Origin of the sequence: Fervidicoccus sp. (genome assembly GCF_049967375.1) — an archaeon.
Taxonomy (GTDB): Archaea; Thermoproteota; Thermoprotei_A; order Sulfolobales; family Fervidicoccaceae; genus Fervidicoccus; species Fervidicoccus fontis.
Genome location: NZ_JBMFSV010000027.1, coordinates 1 through 13,607, shown reverse-complemented (window position 1 = coordinate 13,607; position 13,607 = coordinate 1). Strand labels below are relative to the sequence as shown.

13 protein-coding genes are annotated in these 13,607 nt (G+C 42.1%); all 13 read left to right on the top strand.

Translation table 11 applies throughout. The annotated features are described in order from the left end of the window. The first annotated feature begins 102 nt into the window (after positions 1-102). Positions 103-1,104: a DHH family phosphoesterase gene (locus ACP5SL_RS05415; protein ID WP_148683784.1), complete on the top strand. Its 1,002-nt coding sequence runs from the start codon at positions 103-105 to the stop codon at positions 1,102-1,104. Between the two features lie 203 nt (positions 1,105-1,307). Beyond that, positions 1,308-3,518 (top strand): elongation factor EF-2, encoded by a 2,211-nt coding sequence (locus ACP5SL_RS05410; protein WP_428228299.1) that lies wholly within the window; start codon positions 1,308-1,310, stop codon positions 3,516-3,518. Between the two features lie 138 nt (positions 3,519-3,656). Continuing rightward, on the top strand, positions 3,657-4,043 hold the full coding sequence (gene ndhC / locus ACP5SL_RS05405; protein ID WP_428228298.1) for an NADH-quinone oxidoreductase subunit A: 387 nt from the start codon (positions 3,657-3,659) through the stop codon (positions 4,041-4,043). After that, positions 4,043-4,570 carry an NADH-quinone oxidoreductase subunit B gene (locus ACP5SL_RS05400; protein WP_428228297.1) on the top strand — a complete coding sequence of 176 codons (528 nt, stop codon included), beginning with the start codon at positions 4,043-4,045 and terminating at the stop codon, positions 4,568-4,570. Before ndhC ends, ACP5SL_RS05400 begins: the two co-directional genes overlap by 1 nt. 13 nt (positions 4,571-4,583) lie before the next feature. Beyond that, positions 4,584-5,000 carry an NADH-quinone oxidoreductase subunit C gene (locus ACP5SL_RS05395; RefSeq protein ID WP_014558487.1) on the top strand — a complete coding sequence of 139 codons (417 nt, stop codon included), beginning with the start codon at positions 4,584-4,586 and terminating at the stop codon, positions 4,998-5,000. Between the two features lie 3 nt (positions 5,001-5,003). Next, complete coding sequence (locus ACP5SL_RS05390) at positions 5,004-6,221, top strand: NADH-quinone oxidoreductase subunit D (protein ID WP_193803313.1); 1,218 nt, start codon at positions 5,004-5,006, stop codon at positions 6,219-6,221. Continuing rightward, positions 6,221-7,249 (top strand): NADH-quinone oxidoreductase subunit NuoH, encoded by a 1,029-nt coding sequence (gene nuoH / locus ACP5SL_RS05385; protein ID WP_014558489.1) that lies wholly within the window; start codon positions 6,221-6,223, stop codon positions 7,247-7,249. The genes ACP5SL_RS05390 and nuoH overlap by 1 nt, the downstream gene beginning before the upstream one ends. Beyond that, positions 7,249-7,758, top strand: a complete 510-nt coding sequence (locus tag ACP5SL_RS05380) for an NADH-quinone oxidoreductase subunit I (RefSeq protein WP_193803314.1) — start codon at positions 7,249-7,251, stop codon at positions 7,756-7,758. The genes nuoH and ACP5SL_RS05380 overlap by 1 nt, the downstream gene beginning before the upstream one ends. Further along, positions 7,742-8,266: an NADH-quinone oxidoreductase subunit J family protein gene (locus ACP5SL_RS05375; RefSeq protein WP_193803315.1), complete on the top strand. Its 525-nt coding sequence runs from the start codon at positions 7,742-7,744 to the stop codon at positions 8,264-8,266. The genes ACP5SL_RS05380 and ACP5SL_RS05375 overlap by 17 nt, the downstream gene beginning before the upstream one ends. Next, positions 8,263-8,574, top strand: coding sequence for an NADH-quinone oxidoreductase subunit NuoK (locus tag ACP5SL_RS05370; protein WP_158308342.1), 312 nt, complete (start codon positions 8,263-8,265; stop codon positions 8,572-8,574). The genes ACP5SL_RS05375 and ACP5SL_RS05370 overlap by 4 nt, the downstream gene beginning before the upstream one ends. A gap of 5 nt (positions 8,575-8,579) precedes the next feature. After that, complete coding sequence (locus ACP5SL_RS05365) at positions 8,580-10,097, top strand: complex I subunit 5 family protein (RefSeq protein WP_428228296.1); 1,518 nt, start codon at positions 8,580-8,582, stop codon at positions 10,095-10,097. Further along, a complete protein-coding gene (locus ACP5SL_RS05360) occupies positions 10,094-12,091 on the top strand; it encodes an NADH-quinone oxidoreductase subunit 5 family protein (RefSeq protein WP_014558494.1) in 1,998 nt (665 codons plus the stop codon). The genes ACP5SL_RS05365 and ACP5SL_RS05360 overlap by 4 nt, the downstream gene beginning before the upstream one ends. A 6-nt stretch (positions 12,092-12,097) precedes the next feature. Further along, positions 12,098-13,543 carry an NADH-quinone oxidoreductase subunit N gene (locus ACP5SL_RS05355; RefSeq protein WP_428228295.1) on the top strand — a complete coding sequence of 482 codons (1,446 nt, stop codon included), beginning with the start codon at positions 12,098-12,100 and terminating at the stop codon, positions 13,541-13,543. Positions 13,544-13,607: the final 64 nt, after the last annotated feature.

Sequence of the window (13,607 nt, the reverse complement as noted above, 5' to 3'; positions counted from 1 at the left end):
TTGATGTTGAGGTTATAAGCGCAGTGAGAACTCCGTTTGGTCCGGAGGATAAGGCAGGAAGAATTGCAGATGGGCTAAAAAGAAGCTTGGAGGAAAAAATAAGTGAACTACGCTTTAAAAGAACTGATAAAAAGGGCAGTAGAGAGAAAGAAGGAAATAGTGATAGTAACTCATAAGCAAGCAGATGTAGACGCATTTTCCTCAGCTTTAGCTTTAAAGCGCCTTATTGTTAGAGAGTTTGGATCTCAAAGTGGTGAAATTAAAGTAGTTTTCCCAGAATCTATTTCTTCAGAAGCTGAAAGGCTGGAAAAAGTTCTTTTAAGTAAACAAGAAAACTTTGAGTATCTTAATGAAATCAACGAAGTAAATGGAGAGACGATTATAATACTCGATACCGCATCAGAAAGCCAGCTGCCTAATTTTCAAGAAATACTTAAAGGATATACTTTCCTAATAGATCATCATTACTATAATAGCATAAAAAAATTTGTATCGGAATATTACATCGACAGAACTGCTTACTCCACTTCCGAGCTCATAGCATCTATATTTCCTGAAGGTCTTCTAGATGAAGCAACATCATGCCTATTGCTTGCCGGGATTGTTTTCGATACAAATCGCTTCAAAAGGTCGAGCGAATCAACATTCATATGCGCTTCAAAGCTTTCAAGCAGGTGCAACTATAACAAGTTAATTTCTGAAATCGAAACAAGAGAAGAGGACGTTTCAAAGAGGATGGCAAAGCTTAAAGCACTTCAGAGGCTGTCGCTGCTGAGGAAAGGGGAGCTGATTATAGCTATGACTCATGTGAGCTCTTTTGAAAGCGATGTGGCGTCTTCAATTTTAAGAGAAGGAGCCGACATCTCTCTCGTGATTTCTGATAAGGATTTTGGGCTGAGAATTGTTCTCAGATCAAAGAGTGAGGTGGAAGACGAGGTTTTGAGAAAGATCAGAGAAGTTGTTGAGAGGCTTGCTGAAGGTAAATTTGGAGGGCACAGGGAGTCCATGGTGTTAGAAAGCAATATTAGGATAGAGAAGAGAGAGATAGAATCGCTGATGAAAAAAATCAAAGAAGAGCTTCAGCCTTCGTTGGGAGCGGAATAGCTTAGCTCCTAGTTTAAAATTTAAAGCGAATATACTAAAAAACATGCTTAAAAACCCGTTTTTTGATATATTTTCTAAAGAAATTTTTAAATCATTTAAAAAGGAAACATTATTTAATCTTTTTCAGGTTAAATTTGAATGTTGTTTTAATACAAAGTTAGAGAGGTTCGGAAAATTCGATAAAATACAGGAGTTGATAAAGAATGGTAAAATACAAAATGGTTCCTGAAATTTTAAAAATGATGGGTAACCTCGATCAAGTGAGGAATATCGGTATTATCGCCCATGTCGACCATGGAAAGACGACGACATCTGATACATTACTTGCAGCAGCAGGAATCATTTCACAAAAAGTAGCTGGAGAGGCACTGGCTACTGATTATCTTGAAGTAGAGCAGAAGAGGGGTATAACAGTAAAAGCGGCAAACGTCAGCCTTTATCACGAGGTAGACGGAAAGTCATATGTGATCAACTTAATTGACACTCCAGGGCATGTAGACTTTACTGGAAAGGTTACAAGAAGCCTCAGAGTTTTGGATGGTGCTATAGTAGTCGTCGATGCTGTTGAAGGAATAATGACTCAGACCGAAACCGTTCTGAGGCAGGCATTAGAAGAGAGGGTAAGGCCCCTGCTTTTCATCAATAAAGTTGACAGACTTATAAAAGAGCTCAAGTACACACCGCAACAAATGCAACAGAGATTTGTTGAGATAATAAAGGACATCAATAAGCTTATTATGAATCAGGCTGAACCTGAATTTAGAGACAAATGGCTTCTCGACCCAGCGAAGGGACAGGTTGCTTTTGGATCGGCAAAGGAAAAGTGGGGCTTTACAATCCCAGTATCCGCGAAGAAAGGGATTAACCTTTCGCATGTGATTGACGCTTATAATAAGGGGAAAGAGGCTATAGAAGAGCTCGCAAAAGAGGTTCCAATTGCGAATTCGCTTCTCGATATGGTCATTAAGTATGTTCCCAACCCGAGGGAAGCGCAGAAATATAGGATTCCAAAGATATGGAAAGGCGATATAAATTCAACAATCGGAAAGGCCATGCTCGAAGCTGATCCCAACGGTTCTGCAGTTATGCTGATCAATGACATGAGAGTTGATCCACATGCTGGATTGGTAGCGACAGGAAGATTATTCTCTGGATACCTCGAGAGCGGAAAGGAAGTTTGGCTCGTCAACAGCAAGGTCCCTCAGAAGATTCTTCAGGTCAGCTTGTATATGGGACCAACCAGAGAGGTTGCGGATAGAGTTGTAGCCGGAAACATCCTCGCGGTGTTAGGGCTTGATAAGGCTAGAGCGGGAGAGACGGTAGTAGATGTTGCCTATAAAGATGAAATGGCTCCCTTCGAAAGGCTTCACTATGTCAGCGAGCCAGTAGTAACTGTTGCAGTTGAGCCCAAAAATACTAAGGATCTTCCTAAGCTGATAGAATCTCTATATAGGCTTAGCATCGAAGACCCCAATTTAGTTGTTAAGATAAATGAAGAGACTGGAGAGTATCTACTTTCAGGGATGGGGCCGCTTCACTTGGAAATAGCTATGACATTCTTAAAGGACAACTACGGAGTTGAGGTCACAACTTCTCCTCCAGTAATTGTATATAGAGAAAGCATCAGGACAACGAGCGATGTCTTTGAGGGGAAGAGCCCCAACAAGCACAACAAGTTCTACATAAGTGTTGAGCCGCTTAATGAGGAGACGATTAAGTTAATCCAAGAGGGTCAGGTATTCAATGATCAAGATTTCAGAGACCGAGCAAAAATATTGAGGGATAAGGCTGGCTGGGACTACGATGAAGCCAGAAAGATATGGCTTGTGGAGGACAACATCAATATATTCGTAGACAAAACATCAGGCCTGCAGTACTTAAGGGAAGTGAAGGACACTATACTCCAAGCCTTTAGGCTTGCAATGAAGGAGGGTCCGCTGGCTAACGAGCCTGTTAGAGGAGTTAAGGTCGTATTGCACGATGCAGTCATTCATGAAGACCCAGCTCACAGAGGACCCGCTCAGATATATCCAGCTGTGAGAAATGCCATATTTGCAGGCATGCTATCCGCTAAGCCGACACTGCTGGAGCCTATTCAGAAGCTAGACATAAGGCTTCCCATGGATTACTTAAGCGGTGTTACCGCCATAATAACTAAAAAGAGGGGCAAAATACTCACGGTAGCTGAAGCGGGAGACCTTACCAGAGTTATCGCAGAGATCCCAGTTGCCGAGTCCTTCGATTTGGCTAGTGAACTTAGAAGCGTAACAGCAGGTAAGGCGTTCTGGGGATTGGAGTTCAGCAGGTGGTCTCCAGTTCCTGATTCATTGCTGATGGATGTTGTAAAGAAGATAAGAGAGAGAAAGGGATTGCCGTTAGAGCCTCCAAAAGTATCAGACTTTCTATCTCCATAACGCTTTTTAAATAAAATTTTTAATATTTTATAAAAAAATCTTTTTTTATAAAAAAATTTAAAAAATTTTTGAATTTTTTAACTTTATAAAAATTTAAATATCCCAAATCATTTTCTTATATAAATTGGTGTTTATCAGGTGACAATTACCGCAATATTTTCATATGGAGTTGTTCCTGCTTTATTGTTATTCTTCCTTTTAACGGTCATCTCTCTTCTATACTTCGTCCTCAGAAAGGAAGAAAAAACCATAACTGGACTGAAAGACGAGCGGTATGAGGCAGGGAATCCGCCGAAATATAAGGCGAGGGTAAGAGTAGGGTTTCAATATTTGGGATTCTTTATCCTGTTTGCTAGCTTTGAGTCTGTAGTTGTAACGTTTCTTCTTCTTTCTCTTTCCAGCGGTGCTTATATAAATAAACTTGCTGAATTTTTCTTATCAATAGTCCTTGTTTCTGTGCCAATCCTCCTCTACGGCATAAAGGAGGCAGAAAAAGTCGAAAATTGGGTATGGGATGAGGAATAATGGAAATTGCAATCGAAATTGCTAATAGCATATCTAATAAGATAATGCGCTTTACAATTAAACTTGTTAAGAGAATTCTGAAGCCCTTTTCAGGAATGATCGACTGGGCAAACTCCTACAGCCTTTGGCCTGTACACTTTACAACCTCTTGCTGCGGTTGCGAGTTCGCTGCAACTTACGATCCCAGATTTGACAGCGAGAGGTACGGGAGCCTTCCATTTACGCATGTAAGAAATACAAACACGATTATTATAGAAGGTACTATCAGCAAGAAAATGGCAAAGGCGCTTAAAGTCGTTTACGATCAGATGCCCTCTCCTAAGTATGTAATAGCTATGGGTGCTTGTGCAATCGATGGCGGGATTTTTTATAACAGCTACAATGTGGTGAAGCCTAGAGACTTCCTTCCAGTGGAAGTTTACATTCCTGGATGTCCTCCAAGGCCTGAGGCAGTTGAAAATGCAATATTGACAATGCAGAGAAGGATAAGGGAGCTTAGGATCGCTTCGAAAAAAGTAACTGAATAGGTGGCGAGGAAAATTGAGCGCGAGTCAGAGCGCAATTTATGTCTCAAAAGAGGAGCTCTTGAAAAAAGCGGAAGAGCTTTATAAATCAGGGTACGATCACGTAATATCTATATCCGCAGTCGACTACCCCGAGAGGAACGAAATTGAACTTGTTGTGCACGTCTCAAGCTATACTCGTAAAGATATATCTCCTAAGATCCTTGAAATAAGAACGAAGCTCGACAGGAGCAGTCCAAGAGTTAACAGCCTAACTAAGGTCTGGAGATCTGCAGAGTTTCAGGAGAGAGAGGCACATGAAATGTTCGGGATATTCTTCGAGGGGCACAGCGACCTTAAGTACCTCCTGCTCGATCCTGAGGAATTCAGATTTAAATATCCTCTGAGGAAGGACTTCAAAGTCATAGTTGAGGATATAATGTTGAAGAAATGAGAGGTGCTTGAATTGCAAATTGAAAACATACAAAATCAGTTCATTTCCACGAGGAAAATAGACGATAACACAATGGTATTGTTCATTGGACCGCAGCACCCAAGTAGCGGACACATGAGGTTCATTGTCAAGGTTGATGGAGATATAGTGACTGAAGTAGACCCTGATATAGGGTATGTCCACAGAACTATGGAAAAGCTCAGCGAAACTAAAGAGTGGGTGAAAAACACCGTATTATTTGAAAGGCTTGCGATTCTAGATGCGGGGAATATTTCGTTAGGATATGTTTTAGCTCTAGAAAAGCTCTTAGGAATAGATGTTCCTCCTAGGGCTCTATATTTGAGAACGATTCTATCTGAGATAAACAGAATTGCCAGCCACCTTTATGGAATGGGAATTCTGGCGATCATGTTAGGTAGCTCAACAGGATATATGTGGTTTTTCGGAGATAGAGAGGTTCCAATCGAGCTTGCAGAAAGGATGAGCGGTGCAAGACTCACGCACTCCTACCACATTCCTGGAGGAGTGAGAAGAGATGTTCCGAAGGACTTTTTCGATGAACTTGAAAGAGGTATATCATACATAGAAAGAAGACTGAAAGAATATGAAATCATGTTTGTTAACAACCCGGTCATAAGGAGCAGGCTGGAGAACGTGGGTGTTATGTCTAAGGAAATGGCAGTCAGCCTTGGAGTAGTTGGTCCAAACCTAAGAGCAAGCGGAGTGTCCTATGATGTGAGAGTGGAGGAGCCGTACAATGCATATACGGAAATAGACTTTGAGGTCCCCATATATAAAGAGGGAGATTGTCTAGCTAGAGTTATGCAGAGAGTAGATGAAATCAGGCAGAGCATTTCTATGCTAAGGCAGCTTTCAAAGAAGATACCCGATGGACCCATATTCAATGAGAAATATATGAAACAGTTCACAAAGATAATGAAAGATATATATGATGCGGAAAAGAGGGTGAAGTTACCAGCTTCATTCTTGAACCTTAAGCCGCAGAAAGGCACCGCATATTCAAGAATTGAAGCTTCTAGAGGAGAGCTTTTCTACTATATAGAAAGTTCTGGAGATCTTAAGCCCTATAGAGTAAGGGTTGTCACCCCTTCTTTCAGAAACTCCATAATTTTGAAGTACCTACCAGTAGGATACAGGCTTGCAGATCTTGTAGCTATATACGGAAGCATAGATTACTTCCCTCCGGAGGCTGATAGATAATGGGGATCATAGAGGCAATACTCAACATAATACTCTACCCTCCAATATTTTACCTGGTAATTGTTCCAGGTCTCATAACTGTCATGGGCGCCCTCATTTTTTTGATCTGGGCTGAGAGAAAGATCGCCGGAAGGATTCAGATGAGGTATGGACCGCTGGAGATCTCCCCAAAGATAGGAGGAGCTATTCAGCTATTAGCTGATTTAATGAGGTATATGTTTCAGGAGATAATCATACCTAGGAACGTAGATCTCCTTCCATATTTTATAGCCCCAATTTTGGGCTTCGTGGTTGCACTCCTTCCAATCGCATCTATTCCGATTTCCCCATATTACTACCCTTCTCCAACCTCAAACTCTATACTTGTGGCTGTAGGCCTTACAACTCTACCTCCCCTGCTTACGATACTAGCAGGATGGTCAAGCAATAACAAGTTCTCCTTATTAGGAAGCACAAGAGAGGCATTTCTCATCTCCGCATATGAGCTCCTGATAATTCTCTCTGCGGTAAGCGCAGTAATAATATACTCGACGCCAGACTTTACCGTTGCTGTTCAGGAGCAGCATATATGGGGGATAGTTCTAAACCCGATATCTGCAATTACCTTCTACGTTTCCGTCCTCATGGCTACAGGTAGATTCCCGTTTGAAATAGCCGAGGCAGATTCAGAAATAGTCATGGGAGCGTATACAGAATATAGCGGTCTCATGTATGGGCTGAGCATGGGGATCCCATATACGAGAATGTTCGTCTACAACCTCATCTTCACTCTTCTTTTCTTGGGAGGATGGAGCCCCTTAATCGTGATCCCGGGTCATGCGTTCATAAGCTTTGTGCTTATACCGGCAATTATAGTTGTAGTTAAGGCACTGATTGTTTCGTTAACAATGGTCTTTACAAGGGCAATATACGGAAGGCTGAGGATAGACCAAGCATTAGGAGGGGCTTGGAAGTTCTGGTTCGTGGTGACCATGGTAGGAATAGCCTGGTCTATAGCGTTGGTATGGATTTCAGGAGGTGCTCTCTGATGCCAGGAAAATATGTCGACAAAAGCGCCAAAAACAGGAGGTTCAGCATCGGAAGAAAGGCGGTAAATCATGCAAGAGCTCTCTTCCTGGGAGCTAAGCTCCTCTTCAAGCCAAACAGGCTGACCTTCAGATATCCTATAGTAAAGCAGGTTCCCAGCGAAAAGTACAGGGGGTTCATTATTTACAATAAGGAAAAGTGCATAAGCTGCTCAATGTGCGCAAGAGTTTGCCCTGCAAACGCTATGAAGATGTTTCAAGATACCGACAAGAAGCTTAGGCCAGCTATTAATTATGAGAGGTGCGTCTTCTGCGGGTACTGCGTTGACATATGCCCTGCAGAAGCGCTGAGGCACGCTAAAACTCATGATATTGTGTTTGAAAAGGGGGAGGAAATGCTTTACATGCTGGAGAAGTTCCAATACGATCCGGATGCGAACTTAATGAAAGCAAACATATATAGAGCTAGACTAGATCCGAAGAGGGGAATCGTATATGAGCGTGTTGAATGAACTTCCTACTATTGCATATTTGGTTTCATTCATCTCACTTGGCTTAATTTCAATAGTCCTTTCGCTGCTCATTATCAAGACTAAGACTTTAGTCTACAATGCCTTCATATTGGCGGGAATAGCGCTCTCCGTTTCAGCTCTTATTGCTATGCTCGGATTTCAGGTCATCGCAGCAATTCAGATAATTGTTTACGTGGGAGCGGCAGTTCTCTTCTTCATCATTTCTCTTTCCATGATTGGAGAAAGCAAAGCAGAGAGCGTAGATCCAGCCATTCCAGCAGTCATCGGCGTTGTTTCATTCGTCGTCTTTTACCTTGTAATATATACTGTTTCAAGCTCTATGCCGGCTCAGCCTTCGCCGACAATATTAAATGGAAGCGATTTATCTTCATATCTTCTTAACGAATTTGCGTTTCCGCTCATAATCGCTTCATGCGGAATAATCATCGCTTCAGCATTCTCAATTTATTTATCAAAAAGTATCAAGAGAGGTGGAAGGAAACAATGATCGATATAATTATGGATGTATATAAGTTGGTGATTGCCGCCCTACTGGCAACAGGGCTCACAGTCATTCTCTCTTCTAAATCCCTAGTGAGGATGCTCATCGGAGCGGAGGTCATGTTTAACGGCGCCCTACTTTATTTAACCTACATTGCTTCGCTCGTCCCCGTTCAGGGCGCGGTGTATTCGTTCTTCGCGATCATTATAGCATCAAGCGAGCTTTTAATCGCTGTATCGATCGTCATTCTATACTACAGAACCCACAAAACTTTAGAAATAAATGTTGAGCAGAGCGAGGAGGAGGGGAGGTAGAAGAAATGATCCAGAACTTGCATTTGATTCTTTTATCTGTAGTCTTGCCTATAGTTTTGCTCGCATTAATGGTAAAGCTCACAAAGAGCGAAAAAGGAGTCTACTCTAGCACTATTTCAATGTACGTGCTAGCGACAATTCTCTCACTCGTACCTGTAGCTTTAAATGGGTTCACGAGCACTTATTATGATGGCTCATTTCTGAGCGCTAACTATATTGGGGTATTTGACTTTCAGGTAAATATTATCACTTATCCGATTGCAATTACCGTTCTTGTGCTTTCGATGTTAACTGCCTATTATTCCTACCCATACATGACAAGCAGGCTCAGAGCTGAAGGGAGAGAGACGAAGACAGAGCTGTCTATATTCTACTTCCTACTCTTCATGTTCACTTTGTCAATATATGCATCTATACTCTCAACAAACCTCTTGGAATTTTACCTATTTTTAGAGATCTCCTTGATCACAAGCTTTATACTCGTTAACAATTACGGATATAACGACAAAAGAAAGGTCTCACTAATTTACCTCGTGTGGACTCACGTTGGGGCAGTTCTCTTCCTAGTTGGCTCGTTAATTTTGGGGATTTATGCGGCGACGTTTGATGTATATTCGGGATATGCAAGCCTCAAAAATATTGCACAATATATTCCATCATCTGTACTGGCATGGTCCTTCTACTTAATAATGATAGGTCTTTTGGTTAAGTCTGCTTCCTTCGGCTTCCACCTTTGGCTTCCGTATGCATATGCAGAGGCACCTACTCCAGTAAGCATGGCGATGTCTGCTTTATTTACAGGCATCGCGCCTTATGCGATATTCAGGTTCGTCATTCCTGTGTTCCCAAGCATGTTTGCCAGCTTCAGCAAGTATCTCGCGTTATGGGCTGCTGTATCCATGATTTACGGAGGTCTGAATGCTCTTTACGAGAGCGATTTTAGGAGATTTCTCTCATACAGCAGCATATCGCAGATGGGATACCTCCTTTTGGCAGTTTCGACAAATAGCATATATGGCTACGTGGGACTGCTGCTTCACTACATATCTCATGCGTTTGGAAAGGAGCTCTTGTTCGGAAGCTCTGGTTCCATGATGCTGAGCCTCGATGGTGCAAGAGATATGAGGAAGATGGGAGGATTTTCGAAGGTGATGCCGATTACTGCAAATATGGCGCTTATAGGCTTTTTCAGCATAAGCGGAATGCCCCCTACTATTGGATTTTGGAGCGAGCTCTTTATACTGAGGGGCGCTGTCGACGCATTTTGGGGGATGGGAAAATTTGGCGCAACAGTACTCGCATTGATATTCATAGGCTTTTCCCTCACAATAGCTTATTCTTTCTACAATTACAAAAGGGTCTTCCACGGTCCATATTTGAATGAAAAGAGGGATGTAAGGGAGAACATGACCATAGTTCTTTCTCTAATAATTGTGTCATTGCTAGCAATTCTCATGTTCATAATTGCTCCGGCATATTCCAATGCATTAATAACTTTCATAGGAGGGGTGAGCGCACAATGATTCTGAGCCAGTTGTACTTCCTCGCGGTTCTTCAAATCTTCATTTTTGCATCAGTAATAGCTATGCTTTCATATAGTAAAAGATTTGAAAAGGTAAATTCATCTCTCAGCATTATTTCACTAACTATATCATTTTTAGCATCTCTTGCATTGCTTGTTGATATATTGGCGAATAGGGAAAGCAAAGTGGTTTCTTTGGCCAGCTATCCATTCATTGGTTTTTCGCTTTCATTCATATATGATCCGCTTTCAGTAATAATGATGGCTCTAGTATCATTCCTCTCTCTGCTCATAGCTATATACAGCACAAATTACATGAAGGGGGATGAGGGCTACAACAGGTACTTCGTGTACTTTACCTTCTTTGTTGGGAGCATGATGACGGTGGTATCTGCGAATAACCTCATCCTTCTATTCTTCGGATGGGAAGGCACGGGGCTGGCAAGCTACGCTTTGATCGGTCATTGGAGGAACGATGAAGAAGAGAGAATGGTGGGGGAGCCAAACAGATATGTTAAAAACACCCCCATGTTCTCTTATCCGAGCATGAGCGCACTGAGGGCTATACTCTTTACAAGAGTTCCCGACATTCTGATGCTTATTGCCATATTCATTTTGTATTTGTATGGAGGTAGCTTTGAAATCAACGTCCTCATGAACAAGGCACCACACATATTATCATCTCTCTACACAAGCGGGATCCTCGGTCTTACTATGTTCATGCTCAGCATGGGGTCATTAGCTAAGAGCGCCCAATTCCCGCTTCACGAGTGGCTCGTAACAGCAATGACAGGCCCCACGCCAGTGAGCGCTCTAATACACGCAGCTACAATGGTCAAGGCGGGAGTCTACTTTATGCTGAGGATATCCCCACTCTTCATCTATGGTTCTTCAGAGCTCATCTCGCTCGGTGCCCCCAATTCAGCGGGAGTCCTCTCTGCAGTACACGCTTTTTACTATGCAATCTTCTTAATAGGTGCTGTTACGGCTTTCGCTTTAGGTAGCATGGCTCTCGTCGCAAGGGAAGCAAAGCTGATTCTAGCTTACTCAACTGCCAGCCAATTGGGATACATGTTTGCAGGAATTGGCGCAGCAGCTTTTTCCTCTGAGCCTTCAATAATTCTGACCTTTGTGCTAGCTCACCTAATCGCGCATGCAGTATTTAAGGCAGGACTGTTCTTAGGAGCTGGGACATTTATACATGAGGGAGGAAGCAGATTCATCGACGAATGGCCTAACCTATATAGGCTAAAAGGGTCGATGTCGATGATGTGGCTATTGGTGCTTTCTCTTGCGGGCATACCCCCATTCTTGGGATTCTGGACGAAAGACGCTTTAGTTGAGGGATATCTATCCACGGGACTTTACATTCCAGTTATACTACTCATGACAACAATACTTTTTACAGCATTCTACAGCACAAGGTTCCTTCTATACAACTATAAATTTAATAAGGGAAGCAGGGAAGTGGAGGAGCCGCCAGCATATGTTCTCTCTACATATTCGATACTAGCGCTTCTGTCAATACTTCTGGGAATTGCCTGGCCATTTATCGTTAGAGGCTTCTCCACCTTTGTTACAGCTTCATTTTCAGCGATAAGCTCCTCTTATTCTATTGAGATTGGGCTTCCAATGTATGTATCGCTGACGATAGTAGTTATTGCTCTTTTGCTGTCGCTCTCCGCATATTTATTCAATGCCATAAATTCGAAGAAGGTTGTTGAGAAAATAGGCCCAATAGAAGGTTTCCTCAGCGACAGGTGGTATATTAATGTAATTTACCACAACTTCGGTCTTCTTGTCGCTATTATCGGAAAGGCTATATACAGATTCTTTGAGAAGCCATACGACAAGCTGATGGACGTTCTAGTACCTGCAGCAGGCGGAAAAATAAGCGTTGCCTTCAGGAAGCTCCATACGGGAGGGCTGTATCTCTATATTTTTTATTTCATATTAGGAGCTTTAATATTATTATTAATAAGCATACTGTGGTGATATGAAATGCTGTCCAGTGAAAGTTTATTTTTAATAACAATTGCTATAGGCTTTATAGGAGCTTTATCTCCATTAATTTTGAGCTACTCCTATAAGGAAAAAAGCTATTTCGGTGTTTTAACCGCTCTTTCGTCCGCATATTTGTTCGTTCAAATAATTCTGCTCTCCATGCTTGCATTCAAAGTAATAAATGTCGGCTATTCCCTGATTCTTGGAGGAAAGATTTTGCTTGACGGATTTGCAGCCATACCTTCGGTATTTATAGCGTTTATTGCCCTGGTTGTGCTCCTCGCGTACGCTTCAATGGCAGATGACTTGGAAAGGTATTCTATATTCACATCTGTGCTCTTCCTCGGCGAACTGGGATCAATTCTCATATCAGAATCATCGAGCATAAGCATGTTCCTTTCCTCATGGATACTCATCGTCATATCATCATACATTGCTATAGCGAGCGAAAAAAGCAAGCTGAGCTCTGATGCTGCTCTCAAGTACTCTCTCATGGGTGTAGTCTCCACCGCATTTATAGTTTTATGGCTGGGCAGCGGGATTTACTTCGGAGGAGATGAAATATATGGAGGAGTGTACCCCCTAACGAGCAAGCTCGCGATGATCGCAATAGTTATGCTGACTGCAGGGATAGGGTTTAAGCTGGGGATATTTCCATTCCAGTGGTGGATGGTTGATGTATATTCATTTGCCGATGGGAAGTCAGTTTCCCTCATAACTGGAGTGATAAAAGTAGGAGTAATTTTTGCGTTTACCAGGATGCTCTACTACACTTTCTACCTTTCCCCATCAAGCGTTGCTCTTCTCATGATTTCGATCTTAAGCATACTTACAATGACTTTTGGGAACTTTGCAGCATTTACTTCGAAAGTATTTCCGAGGATACTTGCATACAGTAGCATAGCGCAAATAGGATACATAATGGTAGGAATGGTCGGACTTCTAAACGGTGCAATTACCGGCAACCAAACTTTAGTGCTCTTCTCTTCTGCAGCTATAGCTGTTCAGGGTTTGAGCTACGCACTTTCAAAGTCTTTAAGCTTTTTAGTTTCCGGCAGATACGGTTCTATGGTGGAGCTTTCACAGCTTAAGGGTTTGTACAGAAGAGACCCTGTTGTCGCGTTCTCAATTATAGTTGCAATGCTCAACCTATTAGGCCTCCCGCCTCTCTTGGGATTTTGGGGAAAGGTTTATCTATTTCAGGCAGGACTAACCTATAGCATATGGCTTGTAGTAATTGCCATAATTAACAGCGGAATATCAAGCTTTTACTACGGAAGAATAATAGCCGAGATATTCAGCTCAAGCGAGCAACAGGGAGAAGATATGAAGCTGAAGGCTATGAGGACATATGTAATCGTACTGGCAATTTTGCTTATAGTGCTCGGACTTGGATTAATACAGGCGATGTTCAGCTATATGGGCATCCATTACCTCTATTGATTCTCCATATTTTTCAAGCTCTCCTACATCGTTGAAAAAGGTAATAATTGGATAACGACTCCAT

Coding starts and splice junctions, on each gene's coding strand:
- ACP5SL_RS05360 (WP_014558494.1), top strand. CDS start 10,094: ATGATTCTGAGCCAGTTGTACTTCCTCGCGGTTCTTCAAATCTTCATT.
- ACP5SL_RS05375 (WP_193803315.1), top strand. CDS start 7,742: ATGAGCGTGTTGAATGAACTTCCTACTATTGCATATTTGGTTTCATTC.
- nuoH (WP_014558489.1), top strand. CDS start 6,221: ATGGGGATCATAGAGGCAATACTCAACATAATACTCTACCCTCCAATA.
- ACP5SL_RS05410 (WP_428228299.1), top strand. CDS start 1,308: ATGGTAAAATACAAAATGGTTCCTGAAATTTTAAAAATGATGGGTAAC.
- ACP5SL_RS05370 (WP_158308342.1), top strand. CDS start 8,263: ATGATCGATATAATTATGGATGTATATAAGTTGGTGATTGCCGCCCTA.
- ACP5SL_RS05400 (WP_428228297.1), top strand. CDS start 4,043: ATGGAAATTGCAATCGAAATTGCTAATAGCATATCTAATAAGATAATG.
- ACP5SL_RS05355 (WP_428228295.1), top strand. CDS start 12,098: ATGCTGTCCAGTGAAAGTTTATTTTTAATAACAATTGCTATAGGCTTT.
- ACP5SL_RS05380 (WP_193803314.1), top strand. CDS start 7,249: ATGCCAGGAAAATATGTCGACAAAAGCGCCAAAAACAGGAGGTTCAGC.
- ACP5SL_RS05365 (WP_428228296.1), top strand. CDS start 8,580: ATGATCCAGAACTTGCATTTGATTCTTTTATCTGTAGTCTTGCCTATA.